Annotated in this window: 18 protein-coding genes and 1 pseudogene; 6 read left to right on the forward strand and 13 right to left on the reverse strand. The window is 55.8% G+C overall.

All coding sequences use genetic code 11. The annotated features are described in order from the left end of the window. Positions 1-8: 8 nt before the first annotated feature. From SCARR_RS17380 to aroB, 3 genes are all read right to left on the reverse strand, one after another. Positions 9-404: a GxxExxY protein gene (locus tag SCARR_RS17380; protein ID WP_136062928.1), complete on the reverse strand. Its 396-nt coding sequence runs from the start codon at positions 402-404 to the stop codon at positions 9-11. Positions 405-433: 29 nt separating this feature from the next. Next, positions 434-1,558, reverse strand: coding sequence for a DNA-processing protein DprA (gene dprA / locus SCARR_RS17385; RefSeq protein ID WP_136062929.1), 1,125 nt, complete (start codon positions 1,556-1,558; stop codon positions 434-436). A gap of 93 nt (positions 1,559-1,651) precedes the next feature. Continuing rightward, positions 1,652-2,737 carry a 3-dehydroquinate synthase gene (aroB, locus tag SCARR_RS17390; protein WP_136062930.1) on the reverse strand — a complete coding sequence of 362 codons (1,086 nt, stop codon included), beginning with the start codon at positions 2,735-2,737 and terminating at the stop codon, positions 1,652-1,654. A 219-nt stretch (positions 2,738-2,956) separates the two neighbouring features. On the opposite strand from aroB, the gene SCARR_RS28275 reads away from it, so the two are divergent. Next, positions 2,957-3,121, forward strand: coding sequence for a hypothetical protein (locus SCARR_RS28275; RefSeq protein WP_168433398.1), 165 nt, complete (start codon positions 2,957-2,959; stop codon positions 3,119-3,121). Between the two features lie 118 nt (positions 3,122-3,239). Here the strand turns inward: SCARR_RS28275 and SCARR_RS17395 are convergent, their stop codons facing one another. The 5 genes from SCARR_RS17395 to SCARR_RS17415 all read right to left on the reverse strand — a co-directional run bounded on the left by SCARR_RS17395 (position 3,240) and on the right by SCARR_RS17415 (position 7,842). Continuing rightward, the gene (locus SCARR_RS17395; protein WP_136062931.1) at positions 3,240-4,496 is read right to left on the reverse strand and encodes a bifunctional folylpolyglutamate synthase/dihydrofolate synthase; all 1,257 of its coding nucleotides are present in this window, start codon (positions 4,494-4,496) and stop codon (positions 3,240-3,242) included. An 83-nt stretch (positions 4,497-4,579) separates the two neighbouring features. Further along, positions 4,580-5,428 (reverse strand): acetyl-CoA carboxylase, carboxyltransferase subunit beta, encoded by an 849-nt coding sequence (accD, locus tag SCARR_RS17400; RefSeq protein WP_136062932.1) that lies wholly within the window; start codon positions 5,426-5,428, stop codon positions 4,580-4,582. Between the two features lie 15 nt (positions 5,429-5,443). Continuing rightward, positions 5,444-6,148 (reverse strand): ComF family protein, encoded by a 705-nt coding sequence (locus SCARR_RS17405; protein ID WP_136062933.1) that lies wholly within the window; start codon positions 6,146-6,148, stop codon positions 5,444-5,446. Positions 6,149-6,193: 45 nt separating this feature from the next. Continuing rightward, positions 6,194-7,006, reverse strand: coding sequence for an SH3 domain-containing protein (locus SCARR_RS17410; protein ID WP_136062934.1), 813 nt, complete (start codon positions 7,004-7,006; stop codon positions 6,194-6,196). Between the two features lie 14 nt (positions 7,007-7,020). Then, a complete protein-coding gene (locus SCARR_RS17415; protein WP_136062935.1) occupies positions 7,021-7,842 on the reverse strand; it encodes a TatD family hydrolase in 822 nt (273 codons plus the stop codon). Positions 7,843-7,969: 127 nt separating this feature from the next. Here SCARR_RS17415 and fusA point away from each other — a divergent pair, with 127 nt between their 5' ends. After that, positions 7,970-10,054, forward strand: coding sequence for an elongation factor G (gene fusA / locus SCARR_RS17420; RefSeq protein ID WP_136062936.1), 2,085 nt, complete (start codon positions 7,970-7,972; stop codon positions 10,052-10,054). A 282-nt stretch (positions 10,055-10,336) separates the two neighbouring features. Here fusA and SCARR_RS17425 read toward each other — a convergent pair whose 3' ends face one another. From SCARR_RS17425 to SCARR_RS17445, 5 genes are all read right to left on the reverse strand, one after another. Beyond that, entirely contained in the window at positions 10,337-10,840 is a 504-nt protein-coding gene (locus tag SCARR_RS17425) for a thioredoxin family protein (RefSeq protein ID WP_136062937.1), read from the reverse strand. 132 nt (positions 10,841-10,972) lie between these two features. Beyond that, positions 10,973-12,046: a class II fructose-bisphosphate aldolase gene (fbaA, locus tag SCARR_RS17430; RefSeq protein WP_136062938.1), complete on the reverse strand. Its 1,074-nt coding sequence runs from the start codon at positions 12,044-12,046 to the stop codon at positions 10,973-10,975. Between the two features lie 220 nt (positions 12,047-12,266). Continuing rightward, positions 12,267-12,539 carry an HPr family phosphocarrier protein gene (locus SCARR_RS17435; protein ID WP_136062939.1) on the reverse strand — a complete coding sequence of 91 codons (273 nt, stop codon included), beginning with the start codon at positions 12,537-12,539 and terminating at the stop codon, positions 12,267-12,269. Positions 12,540-12,542: 3 nt separating this feature from the next. Next, positions 12,543-12,968 (reverse strand): hypothetical protein, encoded by a 426-nt coding sequence (locus tag SCARR_RS17440; protein WP_136062940.1) that lies wholly within the window; start codon positions 12,966-12,968, stop codon positions 12,543-12,545. Between the two features lie 58 nt (positions 12,969-13,026). Beyond that, positions 13,027-13,857, reverse strand: a complete 831-nt coding sequence (locus SCARR_RS17445; RefSeq protein ID WP_168433399.1) for a lipoate--protein ligase family protein — start codon at positions 13,855-13,857, stop codon at positions 13,027-13,029. Between the two features lie 52 nt (positions 13,858-13,909). On the opposite strand from SCARR_RS17445, the gene SCARR_RS17450 reads away from it, so the two are divergent. From SCARR_RS17450 to tnpB, 4 genes and pseudogenes are all read left to right on the forward strand, one after another. After that, complete coding sequence (locus SCARR_RS17450; RefSeq protein ID WP_136062942.1) at positions 13,910-15,112, forward strand: adenosine deaminase family protein; 1,203 nt, start codon at positions 13,910-13,912, stop codon at positions 15,110-15,112. An 86-nt stretch (positions 15,113-15,198) separates the two neighbouring features. Beyond that, positions 15,199-15,309: pseudogene (locus tag SCARR_RS29320) on the forward strand (DUF4160 domain-containing protein); the annotation flags it as partial. Positions 15,310-15,436: 127 nt separating this feature from the next. After that, positions 15,437-15,766, forward strand: a complete 330-nt coding sequence (gene tnpA / locus SCARR_RS17460) for an IS66 family insertion sequence element accessory protein TnpA (RefSeq protein ID WP_136059866.1) — start codon at positions 15,437-15,439, stop codon at positions 15,764-15,766. Next, positions 15,754-16,101: an IS66 family insertion sequence element accessory protein TnpB gene (tnpB, locus tag SCARR_RS17465; RefSeq protein ID WP_136059867.1), complete on the forward strand. Its 348-nt coding sequence runs from the start codon at positions 15,754-15,756 to the stop codon at positions 16,099-16,101. Before tnpA ends, tnpB begins: the two co-directional genes overlap by 13 nt. The last annotated feature ends 46 nt before the right edge of the window (positions 16,102-16,147 follow it).

Genomic DNA, 16,147 nt, shown 5'->3' on the forward strand with positions numbered 1-16,147 from the left:
CTCGAAGGTCAGACGACGAATCGCTTTATGCCGTTCTTAATTAAAGGGACGTTATAGTTAATCAAATAGCCCAGCCGTTTCTTGCTCAGCTTTAAATAGGTTAAAATCTGCGATTGGAACAACGGATTCATTTCCACGACCGCCTTGTTTTCAACAATCACTTCATCTTCCACCAGCATATCGATTCGCAGCTTGTTCCGAGTGAGCACCTGGCCATCAAACTCAATGGAAACATAAACCTGTTCATCCACCTTCAGGCCTTTCCGTCTCAGGTCATAAATCATGCATTCTTCATAAACTGATTCCAGCAATCCCGGACCGAGTTCCTTGTGGACACGATAAGCTGAATCGACGATTTCCCGTCCGATTCGTTCTAGCTCATCTGATAGAGGTACATGGTTCATTAGTCTTAGAGTCCTTCGTGCCTTCGTGTTTATTTCATCTGTCGTAGATCATCCGCCAGTTCGACCATTCTGCCGGGCAGCGTTCGAATCACTCTTTTCATTTCCAATCCCAACAGGAGGCCGCTCAATTCATGGCTTTTCATGCCGGTTTCGCGGGCAAGGGAGTCGGCGTCCATCGGCTCCTGCCAGAGGGCCTCTACAATCTTGGATTCCTGTTCGTTCAGCGGTACGTCCGGCCGAGCAGCGGTTTCGCTCTCCGGCGCATCCAGCTCCGAAGGAGGAATCAGAAATTCATACTCTTCTAAAATATCGTCGAGCCGCTCGACCAGCTTGGCGCCGTTTTTAATCAGCAAATGCGGCCCGCGCGCACCGGGGGTATCGATCCGCCCCGGCAGCGCAAAGACAGTGCGCCCCTGCTCCGTGGCCGCCTCCATCGTATGCATCGATCCACCTTTGACGGCCGACTCGATCAGCAGTACGCCCATGCTCAGGCCGCTGATAATGCGGTTGCGGTACGGGAACGTCATGCGGTCGGCTTGCCGGCCCATGCAATATTCGCTGATGACGGCGCCCTGCTTGGAAATCTTGTCGGCCAGCTCTGCATTTTCCGGCGGATAGAGGCAGTCGAGCGCGCCGCCCAAAACGGCAATCGTTCGCCCGTCGCTTTTGAGGGCGCCGTTGTGCGCCGCGGTGTCGGCGCCGCGGGCCAGCCCGCTCACCACCGTGAAACCCGTTTGCCCCAGTTGATAAGCCAAGCGGTCGGCGGCGTTCAAGCCATAATGCGAAGTCGAGCGCGATCCCACAATGCCGATGGCCTTTACATCCGCGGGCAGAAGACGGCCTTTAATATATAAAGCGAGCGGCGGATCGTGAATGGCTTTGAGTGCCTCCGGATATTCGTCATCAACCGGCGTGATGATCCGCGCGCCTGCATCAGCAGCCTTGTCGATCTCTTCGAACGCATCGATGCTGTCGCGCTGCACCAGAATCTTGAGCGCCAGCTTTTCGCCGACGCCGCGCGCCTCCATCAGCGTTTCGCGGTCCGCCTCAAGAATCGCCTTGGGGGAACCGAGGCAGTCGATCAGGCGCCGGACGCTCACCGGCCCCAGCCCCTCGATCATGTTCAAGACAATATATGCTTTTCGCTGTTCCATTAAATTAACCACTAAGACACGAAGAACACGAAGCGACACTAAGACCCAAACCGCACTGCTTAGTGGACCTTAGAGACCTTGGTGTCTTTGTGTTTATAATTCGTTCCACAGTTGTTCCATGAGTGCTTCCGGGATTTCGTTGCCGAGGCTGGATTTTCCGATTTCGGAGACGAGCACAAACTTGGGCATGCCTCCGACGGTTTTTTTGTCGACCGACAGCGCGACGCGCAGATCCGCCCAGTTGTAGCCGGGCGCTTTCACCGGAAGCCCCAAATCCTTGAACATTTTTTCAATGCGGTCGCACTCGGCCTGCGAAAGGCCGGTCAGCTCAGCCGAAGCGCGGGCGGCAAAGATGGAGCCGACGGCGACGGCCTCGCCATGGACATATTCGCCGTAGCCAGCCACCTTTTCGAGCGCGTGCCCGGCGGTATGGCCAAAATTAAGAATGGCGCGCAGGCCGCCTTCGCGCTCGTCCTGCGCAACGACGTCGGCCTTGATTTCGCAGCTGCGCCCGACCATCTTGGCGAGCAGTTCGGCGTTGTTGACGTCCGCGAGGCCATCCATGTTTTCTTCGAGGGTCTGGAAAAACGGCGCGTCGTAGATGATGCCGTATTTGACGACTTCGGCCAGCCCAGCGGCATATTCGCGGGCGGGCAGCGTCTTAAGGGTGTCGAGGTCGGCCAGCACCAGCTCGGGCTGATAGAACGCGCCGACAAGGTTTTTGCCCTCGGGAATATTGATGCCGGTCTTTCCGCCGACGGAACTGTCGACCATCGCGAGCAGCGAGGTCGGCACCTGCACGAAGGGAATGCCCCTTAAGTAGGTGGAGGCCACAAAACCGGACAGATCGCCGATCACGCCGCCGCCGAGGGCCACCACAAACGATTTGCGGTCGAGGCCGGCCTTGATGCACTCGCTGTAGAGCGCAAACACCTGGTCGCCGCATTTGGTCTGCTCGCCGGGAGGCAGCGTGGCAAAACCCGCGGTAAAACCGGCGGTTTCCAACGATTCGAGCGCGGTTTGGGCATAGTGCCCGCCCACGTTTTCGTCGGTGACGACTAAACATTTCCCCTTCAAACCGGCTTCCGCGCAAAGGGCGCCAAGCCGATCCAAAACACCCGCTCCAATGTGAATTTGGTAGGAGCGATCGCCTAGATTAACTGGTACGTCGTATAACATAGCTCGGAGTGTGTAGGGGCTCAAAGGGGGGCAAGTCAATCAAATTTCGAATGTCGAATATCGAACAGGGAATACCGAAGGACCTCCCAAAGGGCCATATTACCTATCATGCACCATGCATTTTTTCTGTTTTCGGAGTTGATCCAAAATCAGGGGCATGTATATTGGACGCAATTGGTACTAATTTAAGTGTATTCAAACCGAACAAGGAGAAACATCATGAACGTTGACCAACATCTGAAAGTTGCAAATTGGCACATCGAACAGGCTCGTCTTCACGCTACCGTTGAAGAAGGCCACAAATGCGGATGCCCGCTGAACGATGATTATGCAAAAATCATCGAGCAGGTTGAAGCCGGCAACATTGTCGACGAAGGCCATTAGACCGATTTCTTAAATCGATCTGCAAGAACCGCCCTTTCCGGCGGTTCTTTTTTTGTGCACAAAGGTTCGTAGTCCCGCCTTTAGGCGGCTCTTCCGCAGAGGCCGCCTGAAGGCGGGACTACATACTTTTCCTTTCAAGCTCCTGCTTGAGATAAAGCGAGCCGGTGATGACGACGAGGCGGTTTGGTTCGGCAGTCGCCCAGTCGCGAGAGGATTTCCAAGCGCCGGAAACATCTGACGGTACCGCCTCGATGCCGGCGACGCCGCACTGGATTGCAACATGCTCCGCCGTGGTGCCGCGCGGAACATCGATCGGGATCGTCCAGGCTTTTGCTGCGAGCGGCTTGATGGCGCGTAAAAACTCGACGGCTTCCTTGTCTTCGAGAAAACCGAGAATGAAGCCGACCTGATGCTTGGGATAAAGCTCCCTCAAAGTTTTGGCCAGCGCCCGGCCCGCAGATGGGTTATGGGCACCGTCGAGAATGATGAGTGGATCGGTTTGCAGCGTCTGGAAGCGCGCGCCCCACGCCACCGATTCCAGCCCCTTCTTAAACGCGGGCTCAAAGTCGAGCATGTCGGCCAGCACTTCGAGCGCGGCGACGGCGACGGCGCAGTTTTCGCGCTGGCATTCGCCAAGCAACGGCAGGTTGACCGCCGGAAGGTTGCGGGAGTGCGTTTCGATCTTAAGCTTTTGCGGATCGCCGATCTTCACCACCGAAACCGCCTCCGTACTTCCTATGATTCGAACTCCAGGCTTCCGAAGTTCGGCAAGCACGGCCTCGGACTGCGGAGAAGAAACAGCTGGACGGCCGAGCTTGATGATCCCGGCCTTTTCGGCGGCGATGGCCTCGATGGTATCGCCGAGAAAGTTGGTGTGGTCGATGTCGATGTGCGTAATGACGGACACGAGCGGAATCACCACGTTGGTGGCATCCCAGCGCCCGCCCATGCCGGTTTCGATGATCGCGATGTCCACCGCCTCATCCGCAAAATATTGGTAGGCGATGGCGGTGGAGACTTCGAAAAAGGTGGCGCCCCGCACCCCCGTTGCCTGCTCCATCTCATCCGCCTTTTCCTCCATCAGCGTGATGCAGCCGTTAAGTTTTTCTTCTGGAATCGGCTCTCCATTGATGCGGAAGCGTTCGGAAAAATCGATCAGATGCGGCGAGGTGTAAAGGCCGGTTTTGAAGCCGGAGGCGCGCAGCACGGATTCGAGCATGGCGCAGACGGAGCCTTTGCCGTTGGTGCCGGCCACGTGGATTACGGCCAGCTTCTGGTGCGGATTGCCCTGCGCTTCGAGCAACGCCGTAATTACATCGAGGCCGGGCTTGACGCCCTGCGTGGTTCGCTGGAAAAGCTTTTCGACCGGGTTCATTGAGGACAGGATGATTGAATGACAGGATGATTGCTCTACAGGGGAAATGATCCTGTCATTCAATCGTCTTGTCACAAAAAAGCTTAGTTATCGCAGAGGTAGTCGAACACGAGGATCATGCGGTCGCGCAGTTCTTTGCGCGGAACAACCATGTCGATAAGGCCGTGATCCTGCAGGAATTCCGACCGCTGGAAGCCTTCGGGCAGATCCTGCTGGATGGTTTCTTTGATGACGCGCGGGCCGGCAAAGCCGATGAGCGCTTCGGGCTCGGCCACGATCAGATCGCCGAGGGTGGCGAAACTCGCCATGACGCCGGCCATGGTCGGGTGCGTGAGAATCGGAATGAAGGGCAGGCCGGCAGCCGCGTGGCGCGAAAGCGCCGCGCTGGTTTTGGCCATCTGCATCAGGCTAAGCAACCCTTCATACATACGCGCGCCGCCGGAGGCGCAGGAGAGCAGCACGGGACGGCCTTCTTTGGTGCAGCGCTCAATCAAATACGTAATGCGCTCGCCCACCACGCTGCCCATGCTGGCGCCGAGGAAAGAGAAGTCCATAACGCCCAGCCCAATCTCGCGTCCGCTGAGCGTGCAGCCACCGACGGTAACGGCATCGTCCCATCCAGATTTTTTCTGGTTGGCTTCAAGCTTGTCGATATAGGAAAGCTTGCCGGTGAAACCGAGCGTGTCGACCGATTTAATATTGCCGGCCCATTCCTGGAAGGAGCCTTTGTCGGAAAGCAGGTCGAGGCGCGCCTGCCGCGGAAGCGTGAAGTGGTGGTCGCACTTGGTGCAGACTTCTAAGTTGGCGGCAACCTCTTCTTTATAGACGATTTCGCCGCAGGAGGGGCACTTCATCCAAAGACCGTCGGGCACATCACGCTTTTTTACGGTAATGGTGGAATAGTTTTTCTTGTTGCTTCCAAATAGAGCCATATCCAAATCCTCTCGTTAGCCTCGAGCTGCCGTTATCACATGAACAGTTGCCGCTCCGCCCTTTTTCAGAGCCTTCGCACAGGCATTCACCGTTGCTCCCGTGGTCATCACATCATCGACCAGCAGCACGCGCCGCCCAGCCAGCCTTTTCTCTCTCCTCGATTGAAAAGCGTTTTTCACGTTACTAAGCCTCTGCGGCGCTGTCAAATTTGTTTGCGTGGCGGTCGGCCGAATTCGGCGAAGCAGTCCGGGCGCCGAAAGGCATCCGATACGGCGGGCCAGCTCGTGCGCCAGCAGGGCGGACTGGTTGTAGCCGCGACCGCGCCGCCGGGAATGGTGAAGCGGTACGGGCACGACGAGATCGAAGGAACGGCCCGGATATTCGGCCTTTAAACAGGTGTAGAGCCATTCGGCCACATCGGGGGCGAGCCAAAACGCTTTGTCGTATTTCAACATCCGGAGCGCCTCCCCCACCACGCCGGAATAGCGGGAAGCCGACCGAGCGCCGTCGAATGCGGGTTTTTCAGCCGAGCAGGCATAGCAGATAAAGTCGTGGTCAACGGCGCCGGCGACGGGATCGCCGCACAGATCGCAGAACGGCGGTTCAACCGGGGAAACATCGGACCAGCAGTCCCAGCACACATAGCGGAACATTTCCGGCGACGACTCCCCGCAGCCGATGCAGCGGCGGGGATAGAGCATGTCCAAAAGCAATTCCATTGCTTTAAATTCCTAAGTGCGGACTTCGAAATCAGGATGTAGGGCTTATTCCTGGACGATGGGATCGAGATGGATCACTTCGGGGATGATAACCGGCAGATCAACATCCTTGGCCCAGTATACGCGCCCCTTGATCAGCAGCGACCGGTTGAGGTGCGACTCCATCTGCTTTTCCCTTCCACGGACCAGACAGATCGGCTCTTCAATGCCGCCGGAGATCAGCACAAGCTTGTAGAGTCCTGGATTGGCGCGGCGCAGAATTCCGGGAATCTCTTCCTTCACGCCTTGGATCCTTGATTTGTCCTGCACCAGCAGCAGCGGAGGCAGCTCCTCTACGGGCTCGGGTTCCGGCTCAACCGCAACAGGCTCCAGTTCGGGCTCGGGTTCCGGCTCAACCACGGGCGCGGATACCGGCGGCGGCGGTTCGACGGGTTCAACATAGTCTTCACTGATCCATACGCGGCTCCCCACAGGAACCGCCACCTTGAACCAGCCGCTGAATTCGCCGTTCACCGCCAGCTCGTCGCCCCTTTTCACGACCGACAGCACCGTATAATTCAGGCTCGGTCCAGCACGGACATTGAGCTTTTTAGGAGTAACTACGCCTTCTTTGAGATAATTAGTCGCCACCCAGCCGTATAGATAGTCGGGAGGCTGCACGGCCACCCAGCCGTTCGTTGCCCCAAGGAAGACCAGCTCCTCGCCCCGCATGGCCGGCTCGAGCGACTCCGAATTGAGATCCGGCTTGGTGCGCAGGTTTACACGGTCGCCCGTGACCCGCACTTTGGCCAGTTCGTTGGTTTCGGCAGAGATGGAGAGGGCCGTTGCGGCCAAAAGGATCGTCAGCATTAATTTCATAGCATTCCCCCGGATTAAAGCGCGAACAGGCTGCGCGCATTTGTTGCAGTTAAATTCGCGATGAATTCTACCGAACAGCCCTTGAGTTCGGCAAGCTGTTTAGCGACATGAACCACAAACGCCGGCTCGTTGCGGTTTCCACGCATGGGCACCGGCGCAAGGTAAGGCGAATCGGTTTCGATCAAAAGCCGGTCGTCCGGAACATATTGGACAACCTTGCGCAGCGGTTCGGCGTTGGCAAAGGAGACAATCCCGCTGAAGCTGATCATCAGCCCCAAATCGAGCACCTGGCGGGCAAAGGCGGCTTCGCGGGTGAAGCAGTGCAGTACGCCCAACCGGGCGGGATCGCCTTTCCAAGCTTTGGAATAATCCGTAAGAAGAGCGAGCGTGTCTTCATCGGCATCGCGCGTATGCACCACCACCGGCTTTTCAAATTCGGCGGCGAGCTCCAGATTTTCAGCAAACAGCTTTTTCTGCTCTGTGGCGGTCTCGGCCGTATAATAGTAGTCGAGACCGGTTTCACCGACGGCCTTCACCAGCGGATTCGCCAGAAACGTGCCAAGTTCGGAAAGATCATAGTCCTCGGTCGCTTTGTCGCGGTCGTAGCCGGCACACCCGAAAATACGGCCCGGATGAGCTGCAGCCAGTTTGAGCGAAAGCGCATTGGCCTCGGCCGACCCGCCGATCGCCACCATTTCCAGCACCAAAGCTTCCTTGGCGTTTTCCAGCAACTCCGGGAAACTGCCGTCTTTTACGAACCGGTCAAAATGAACATGGGTATCTATAAACATAATGCAGAGCAGTAAAGCGAAAGCGACATAACCCGTGCGAGACATATCCCCCTCAAATTTCGTATGCCACGGATTACCAACTTTTAACGAATTATACCTTGAAGATAGATAGGTCTGTCGTCATATTGGCGCGCCTTTAATGGATTAAAGAGAAATTTAACGAGGAAACCCAATGGCCAGAACAGTCCCTTTGAAGAATGTCCGCAACATCGGCATCATGGCGCATATTGACGCCGGCAAGACCACCGTGTCTGAACGTATCTTGTACTACACCGGGCGTTCGCACAAAATCGGCGAAGTTCATGACGGCGCGGCCACCATGGACTGGATGGAACAGGAACAGGAGCGCGGCATCACGATTACTTCCGCGGCCACCACCTGCATGTGGAAAGACCACATGATCTCAATCATCGACACCCCCGGCCACGTGGACTTCACAATGGAAGTGGAGCGTGCCCTGCGGGTACTCGACGGCGCGATTGCCCTCTACTGCGCGGTCGGCGGCGTTCAGCCCCAGTCCGAAACCGTTTGGCATCAGTCCGAGCGCTACGAAGTGCCGAAAATCGCTTTCGTCAACAAAATGGACCGCATCGGCGCGGACTTCTTCGCAGTGGTCGAAGGACTCCATAATATGCTCGGCGCCAACGCGGTTCCGGTTGTTATTCCAATCGGCGCTTCCGACACCTTTACCGGCGTGGTTGATCTGGTCACCATGAAGGCCCTGATCTTCAACGAAGATTCCAAGGGTGCCGAGTGGGAAGAAACCGACATTCCGGCCGACCTCGTTGAAACCGCTAAAAAATGGCGCAACAACCTCGTTGAAAAATGTGCCGAAATGGACGAAGAACTGCTCGAAAAATATTTCGAAAAGGGCGACCTGACCGAAGACGAAATCTGGAAAATCCTGCGCAAGGCCACCTGCGCGCGTCAGGTTGTTCCGGTATACTGCGGCTCCGCCTTCAAGAACAAAGGCGTTCAGCAGGTTCTCGACGGCGTCATCAAGATTCTTCCGGCACCGAACGAAATTCCGCCCATCATCTGCACCAAGGATCCGAATAACCAGCGCAAGGTTCTCGACGACGAAGTTTTCTGCGCCTTGGCGTTCAAGATTATGTCCGACAAGCACATGGGCAAGCTGACTTACCTGCGCATCTACTCCGGCACCATGACGGCCGGCACCAACATCTGGAACTCTTCCCAGCAGAAAAAACAGCGTATCGGCCGCCTGCTCCGCATGCACTCCAACCGCCAGGAAGCCATTGATATGGCTGTGGCCGGTGACATTGTGGCCGTGGCCGGTCTCTCCGAAACCAAAACCGGAGATACCCTTTGCGAAAAGGATAATGAAATCTTCCTCGAATCCATGGACTTCCCGGCACCGGTTATCTCGATTTCCATTAAACCGGAATCCAATGCCGACAACGAAAAGCTGGGCGAAGCTCTGCATCGTCTGGCCGACGAAGATCCGACCTTCACGGTTGCCTTCGACCATGAGACCAGCGAAACCATTATTGCTGGCATGGGCGAGCTTCACCTTGAAATCATCGTAGACCGCCTGAAGCGCGAATTTGCTGTTGTTGCTGAAGTGGGTCGTCCTGAAGTGGCGTACCGCGAAACTGCGACCTCCCCGGCCGAAGGTTTCTACAAGCACTCGAAGCAGTCCGGCGGACGCGGTCAGTACGCCCACGTTATCATGACGGTTGAGCCAGGCAATCCCGGTGATGGATTTGAATTCGAGAACAAGGTGGTTGGCGGACGTATTCCTACCGAATACATTCCTTCCGTTGAGAAAGGTGTCATTCAGGCGCTGGAAGCCGGTCCATTTGCAGGCTATCCGGTTGTAGACATGAAGGCCATCCTGCTCGACGGTTCCTACCATGATGTTGACTCCTCGGACTTCGCGTTCCAGATTGCTGGTCGCCAGTGCTTCAAGGATCTCTTCATGAAGGGGCATCCGCAACTGCTCGAACCGGTCATGAGCATCGAAATCACCACGCCCGAAGAATTCATGGGGCCGTGCAACAGCACCATCGCACAGCGTCGCGGACGCATTGAGTCCATGGACGAGCGCGGCGGCATGAAGATCGTCAAGGGCATGGTTCCGCTGAGCGAAATGTTCGGCTACTCCAACACGATCCGCTCCCTCACCCAGGGTCGCGCGTCGTTCTCCATGACCTTCGAGCACTACGAGGCCGTTCCGTTCGCGATCGCCGAAGAAGTGATCAACAAGCGTCGCGGAGAAGGCAAGATCAAGTAAGCACTGCTTATTCGATTGCAAAAGGCCGTCCGAGAGGACGGCCTTTTTTTAGGTTCACATGCCCCGTTTCTCTGGGGAAGTGCGGTGGACGGGCAAAGGTGTCGCGCACGCCTCCCGCTTGCGGGAGCGCGCATTTCAGCATCGCAAGCGCACTATCAGTTTTCCCGAAAACATTATCGCCAGAAGCCATGGCGCCGAATCCCGCAATACAGCTTTTGGGATCACAAAAAAAACGCCCGCCTATAAAGGCCGGACGTTTTCGTGCTTCGAGGAATCGGGAACTTATTTTGCGTCGGCAATCAGCTTTTGGATGTGCTCCACATAGGCTTCGGGACCGCCGGCCTGATAGCCGGTCTTGGCTACCGCCTTGCCTTCCGGACTGAGAACAAACACCGTCGGGAAGCCCTGTACGCCAAACTGTGAGGCCAGCGCCTCGTTCTGCTTGATCAACTCAGCACTCTGGCCTGATTTGTCGCTCGGAAAATCGGCGAGGACTAGAACCAGATTTCCATCTGCATAGTTTTGGAACGCCGCTTTGGAGAAAACCTCCTTGTCGAGCTTGATGCACCAGCCGCACCAGTCGGAACCGCTGAAATCGATCAATATGTGCTTCCCCTCAGCCTTCGCTTGAGCAACAGCTTGGTCGAAATTGGTGTTCCAGCCGACATGCTCTACGGCCGTCGCTTCGCTTTCCTTTCCAACGCTTGCCGTCGCCTGCTTGCCCGCCTCTTCCTGGCATCCGCTCATAAGCAACGCCGCTCCTGCCAACCACAACCACTTCTTCATAACTTTCTCTCCTAATCGGATGATTTACGCTCAATATACAGCTTGTGACAGACCGCACCATATTTTGTTCATTACAAAGCAAAAAAAGCCGCCCCGAAGGACGGCTTATTCAAACCAATCATATGAAACAGATTAGTTGACGCCAATGGCGTTAAGATCGTCAAAAGCCTGCTTGATTCGAGCAACCAGACCCTCCTGAGCCTTGCGAAGCCATACGCGCGGATCGTAGAATTTCTTATTGGGCTTATCAGCGCCATCTGGGTTCCCGAGCTGTCCCTGGAGGTAGCCTTCGTTCGCCTTGTAGAAGTTAAGAACACCTTCCCAGCTAGCCCACTGTGTGTCGGTATCGATGTTCATCTTGATGACACCGTAACCGATGGATTCTTCGATTTCTGCAGGGGAAGAACCTGAACCGCCGTGGAACACAAAGTTCAGCGGCAGAGCGGATTCGGTGTTGAACTTTTCAGCAACAAACGCCTGCGAGTCGCGAAGGATGGTCGGGGTCAGCTTAACATTGCCCGGCTTGTATACGCCGTGCACGTTGCCGAAGGACGCCGCTACAGTGAAGTTCGAGCTGATGGCGGACAGCTTTTCATACGCGTAAGCCACGTCTTTGGGCTGGGTGTAGAGCTTAGACTCGTCCATGTCGGAGTTGTCGATGCCATCTTCTTCGCCGCCGGTGCAGCCGAGTTCGATTTCCAGCGTCATGCCGATCTTGCTCATGCGCTCGAGGTATTTAGCGGAGATCTCGATGTTTTCTTCGAGGGTCTCTTCCGAAAGATCCAGCATATGCGAGCTGAACAGCGGATGGCCGGTTTCTTTAAACATTTCTTCACCAGCGTCGAGCAGGCCGTCGATCCAAGGCAGGAGTTTCTTGGCCGCGTGGTCGGTGTGCAAGATAACCGGAACGCCATAGGCTTCAGCCATCATGTGAACGTGTTTTGCACCGGCGATGGCACCGAGAACCGCACCGTTGGCCGGGCAGCCCTTGCCGGCAGTGAATGCAGCACCGCCGTTGGAGAACTGAATGATTACGGGGGAGTTAACCGCAGCAGCGGCTTCAAGAACACCGTTGATGGAATCGGAGCCAACCACGTTTACAGCCGGCAGGGCAAATTTGTTTTCCTTGGCAATCTGGAAAACTTTGGCGACGTCGTCACCGAAAAGAACGCCGGGCTTAACCGCATCAAGAACCTTAGCAGACATAATATTTCCTTTATGTTTTGGGGTTTGTATTAATATTTACAGCCAATAGATTTGGCAAAATTCGCGGGCACTATATCAGTATTGGCCCACGGGTCAATCCCAGTGAGAGAAATATCTGAGTGAGGGGTTGAATGGAAAGCGGATTGATGGGGCGAAAAGTTTGGCTTCGGCTCTGCCACTCTCCCGTTCCTCCGCTCAAAGCCGAGAACGGCGCAATCGGCTACTGGGGAGGGAAATCGAAATGGGTTTCGAAAAGCTCAACCAGCTTGGGGCCGAACTCATCCTCGCCGGAGCCGGTAACCTGAATGGAAACCTGGGCCCCCTGCTCCAACCCAAGCATAATCAACCCGAGCGCAGAGGTGAGGGTGCAGGTGCCTGACTTGGCCGTTATGAGAATCTCACCCTCATAGGCGCAGCCTTCCCGGACTAGAATAGCAGAAGGCCGGCAATGAATGCCGGCCTCGTTTTTAACAACTGCCGTTGCTTTAAACATGAATTACTCGACAGGCTGATCCATCTCGACTACCTCAACCTCAACCTCGGCTTCATCCTGCACAACCTTTTCCTTTTTCCGCTGATGATCCTTCATGATCATTTCTTCATAAACGACATCATCATTGATGGCATAAATGTAGGGCTTGGCCACAATGCCATGGGCTTCGCGGTTGGCGTCGCACTTTTCAGTCGCCACTTTAAGGGCTTCTTTCACCGTGGCCTTGCCGTAATCGTAGCCAAAGGAAAAGTCACCGCTCGGATCCACTGCAAGCAGGAACACCTTGTTATTCGGCTGATCAAAATAATCAAGAAGCTTGGCTTCTGCCGGCGTTGGAACCTTGGGGATATAAACAACATCATTACTCGCACATCCGGCAACCACGGCCAGAACAACAGAAACAGACAAAACCTTAGCTAACGACTTCATAACACCTCCATGTAAACAATTCTTGGACACACTAGTTTTTAAAGGGATTATAGTCAACCTAGCAAACCAACGAAAACGCAAGATCTGCAAACCATGCCCCCTCCCAATCCGCCCCGACGGAACGAACCACCTCTCCTTTGGCCACCTCCAGCTCAACATCTCCCGCGGATAGCGTAAACCGAGGCGTTGCGCCATACCTCCATGCGTCGGAAATTTGCCGGGCCGCCAACGGCGCCAATGCGCTTTCGTCGAGATTGCTTTCCTGCCGGCGGATCGCCTCTTCGCCACCGTAACCGGAACAAAATGCGGCCTTCAGCGCCGCGGAAAGCTCCTCTCCCCCGATCCCCAGATTCATCACCTGCGCCGGAACCGAGGCAATGGCATGGGTTTCAATGCGGTCGAACATCGAGCCCAGATAGCGGTTCAGCCGTTCGAGATCCGTGTGCAGCAGCAAGGTGCCGTGGTGCAGCGCCCGACCCTTGCGGAACGCAAATGCGTTGCCGGAAAACTTGCGCCCATCCACGCTTAGGTTGCTCTTGCCCGTCTTTTCCGCCCGGATGCCGAAGGGTTCCAACGCCCGAAAAACCATTTCATAGGCCTGCTTTTCCTTATAAGAGGTGCGGTCGACAATCACGCAATAGTTTAAATTCCCCGCATCGTGATAGACCGTGCCCCCGCCCGAAATGCGCCGCGCTAGCGACACGCCCTCGTCGCGCATCAACCCCAGCCGGCATTCCCGCCACGGATTCTGGTTTTTGCCCATCACCACTGCACATTCGCTGCGCCACAGAAACAGCACCGGCCCGTGATCAGCCGCGTGTTCCATCAAATATTCCTCGATGGCAAGGTTCCGGTAAACATCCAGACTCTGGGATTCAACAATCAACATGCGGTGTTTTTCTTTTGTCCGATTTATTGCAGGTGGGTAAAGTGGCGGCATCATGTCAAAGATCACCGAACAATTCATCCGAAAAATACCGAAGACCGACCTGCATCTGCACCTCGACGGATCGCTGCGCCTGCCGACCCTCATTGAAATGGCCAAAGCCGAGGGCGTTGAACTACCCTCCTACGAAGAAGACGGACTCAACGAGCTGGTCTTCAAGGAACGCTACGCCAACCTCGGGGAATACCTTGCAGGTTTCGCCTACACGGTTGGCGTCCTCCAATCCCCGGAGAACCTCGAACGCGCCGCTTTCGAACTGGCCGAAGATTCCCACGCCGAAGGCGTGCGCTACATCGAAGTACGCTTTGCCCCGCAGCTGCACGTGACCCACGCCACCGAAATCGGCGCCGTCGTCCGTGCGGTCAACGCCGGGCTTGAAAAAGCCAAGAAGCACCTGAACGCTTCGCTTGCCGAACACGACATGCCCTTTGAATACGGCATCATCCTTTGCGCCATGCGGCGCTTCAGCCGGCCGATGTCGCCCTACTACGAAGGGCTGTTGAACCGCGCCGGAAAAACCAACGTCCGCTACACCTACGCCCGCGCCTCCCTTGGGCTTGTCAAGGAAGCCGTCAAGCTGCGCGACGAAGGCCTGCCCATCGTCGGCTTCGACCTCGCCGGCGAAGAAGCCGGCTTCCCCGCCATCCACCACAAGGCCGCCTTCCAACATGCCCATCGCAACTTCCTGCGCAAAACCGTCCACGCCGGCGAGGCCTACGGCCCCGAATCCATTTTCCAAGCCATCACCGAATGTTATGCCAACCGCATCGGCCACGGAACGTTTCTATTCAGCGAAGAGGCGATCAAACTCAAATCCATCAAAGACAAAGCCGGCTACATCGGCCAGCTCAGCGAATACATCGCCAACCAGCGCATCACCATCGAGGTCTGCCCCACCTCCAACCTGCAAACCATCCCGGAGTTCCAGACGCTGGGCGACCACCCCATCCAGCTCATGGTCGACAACAGCCTCTCCGTCAGCGTCAGCACCGACAACCGCCTCATCTCGCACACCAGCGTTACCAACGAGTTGCTGCTCTGCGCCAACCATCTCGACCTCACCGACAGCCAGTTCCGCGACCTCGTCCTCGCCGGATTCAAACGCTCTTTCTTCCACGGCCCCTACTCCGACAAGCGCGCCTACGTCCGCCGCGCCATCAACCTCTACGATGGATTAGCGAAGCAGTTTCTGGGCTGATTCCAGACAAAATAAACACCACGGGCAGGGTTTAGTAATGAAACAATCCAGTCGATTTAATTGTGAACTAGGTGTAGGTAGGAAGCATTCCAGTTGTGTTCAGATACAAAGGATATAGATTCTTTTTCTCCTTGAACGAGGGCAACCCCCGAGAACCGCTTCATATCCATGTGCGCAAAGGCGATGCTGTGGCCAAACTTTAGTTGGACCCTATCCCCGAGGTAGCGGAATCCTACAAGCTTACAGCCCCTCAACTGAAAGAGTGTATGCGCCTCTTCCCCGACCCCATAGGCAAGCCAGCCAAAGCCTGATAATTTATCGGGCATGGATACGAATGAAAATAATGGGTTGGGGCGTGCTTCTTATACGGATGAAGAACGCCGGGAGTTGATCGAGGAATATAAAACGTCTGGTTTGACACAAGCGGCGTTCTGTCGGGAATGGAATCTCAATTCCAAAACGCTGGCCCGCTGGCTGCGAATCGAACGGGAAGATAATGAGGTGTCTTTTTGCGAGGTCGAGCTTCGCCGTGAAGCGGTTCTGGCTGATGAGGTGCGAATTCGCCTTCCGAATCAGATTGAGGTCGTGGTTCCGATTGCCTCTTCGGCAGGACTTGGCACCGTGCTTAGGGAGGCTGCCGGATGTTTGGATTAAGTAATTCGATCCGGGTATTCTTGGCGGTGGAGCCAGTGGACTTGCGTAAAAGTTTTAACGGACTGCATGGGGTTGTGCTGGATCGACTGAAGGAGGATCCGTGTTCGGGGGCGCTGTATGTATTTACGAATCGCCGACGGAACCGGATCAAAACGCTCTACTGGGATGGCACGGGCATGTGGGTGGCGATCAAACGACTGGAGCAAGGTTGCTTTACCTGGCCGCAGGGCGTTGGAGAAAGTGAAAAACTCGCACTCGCACCGGAAGCACTGGCCCTCCTGCTCGATGGCGTTGACCTGAAGCAGGGCTCGTTTAAGCCCTGGTACCAACGCTGATTCTTTTGCGTTTTTCGCCAGGTTGGTGCCGCATTTTTTACGAGTT

Origin of the sequence: Pontiella sulfatireligans (genome assembly GCF_900890705.1) — a bacterium.
GTDB lineage: Bacteria > Verrucomicrobiota > Kiritimatiellia > Kiritimatiellales > Pontiellaceae > Pontiella > Pontiella sulfatireligans.

Excerpts from the sequence above, each read along its gene's own strand:
- SCARR_RS17395 (WP_136062931.1), bottom strand. The coding sequence starts at position 4,496 with ATGAACCCGGTCGAAAAGCTTTTCCAGCGAACCACGCAGGGCGTCAAG.
- fbaA (WP_136062938.1), bottom strand. The coding sequence starts at position 12,046 with ATGTCTGCTAAGGTTCTTGATGCGGTTAAGCCCGGCGTTCTTTTCGGT.
- accD (WP_136062932.1), bottom strand. The coding sequence starts at position 5,428 with ATGGCTCTATTTGGAAGCAACAAGAAAAACTATTCCACCATTACCGTA.
- tnpA (WP_136059866.1), top strand. The coding sequence starts at position 15,437 with ATGGATACGAATGAAAATAATGGGTTGGGGCGTGCTTCTTATACGGAT.
- SCARR_RS17435 (WP_136062939.1), bottom strand. The coding sequence starts at position 12,539 with ATGTTTAAAGCAACGGCAGTTGTTAAAAACGAGGCCGGCATTCATTGC.
- SCARR_RS17410 (WP_136062934.1), bottom strand. The coding sequence starts at position 7,006 with ATGAAATTAATGCTGACGATCCTTTTGGCCGCAACGGCCCTCTCCATC.
- fusA (WP_136062936.1), top strand. The coding sequence starts at position 7,970 with ATGGCCAGAACAGTCCCTTTGAAGAATGTCCGCAACATCGGCATCATG.
- SCARR_RS17450 (WP_136062942.1), top strand. The coding sequence starts at position 13,910 with ATGTCAAAGATCACCGAACAATTCATCCGAAAAATACCGAAGACCGAC.
- SCARR_RS17445 (WP_168433399.1), bottom strand. The coding sequence starts at position 13,857 with ATGTTGATTGTTGAATCCCAGAGTCTGGATGTTTACCGGAACCTTGCC.
- SCARR_RS17415 (WP_136062935.1), bottom strand. The coding sequence starts at position 7,842 with ATGTCTCGCACGGGTTATGTCGCTTTCGCTTTACTGCTCTGCATTATG.
- dprA (WP_136062929.1), bottom strand. The coding sequence starts at position 1,558 with ATGGAACAGCGAAAAGCATATATTGTCTTGAACATGATCGAGGGGCTG.
- SCARR_RS28275 (WP_168433398.1), top strand. The coding sequence starts at position 2,957 with ATGAACGTTGACCAACATCTGAAAGTTGCAAATTGGCACATCGAACAG.
- aroB (WP_136062930.1), bottom strand. The coding sequence starts at position 2,737 with ATGTTATACGACGTACCAGTTAATCTAGGCGATCGCTCCTACCAAATT.
- SCARR_RS17405 (WP_136062933.1), bottom strand. The coding sequence starts at position 6,148 with ATGGAATTGCTTTTGGACATGCTCTATCCCCGCCGCTGCATCGGCTGC.
- tnpB (WP_136059867.1), top strand. The coding sequence starts at position 15,754 with ATGTTTGGATTAAGTAATTCGATCCGGGTATTCTTGGCGGTGGAGCCA.
- SCARR_RS17425 (WP_136062937.1), bottom strand. The coding sequence starts at position 10,840 with ATGAAGAAGTGGTTGTGGTTGGCAGGAGCGGCGTTGCTTATGAGCGGA.
- SCARR_RS17440 (WP_136062940.1), bottom strand. The coding sequence starts at position 12,968 with ATGAAGTCGTTAGCTAAGGTTTTGTCTGTTTCTGTTGTTCTGGCCGTG.
- SCARR_RS17380 (WP_136062928.1), bottom strand. The coding sequence starts at position 404 with ATGAACCATGTACCTCTATCAGATGAGCTAGAACGAATCGGACGGGAA.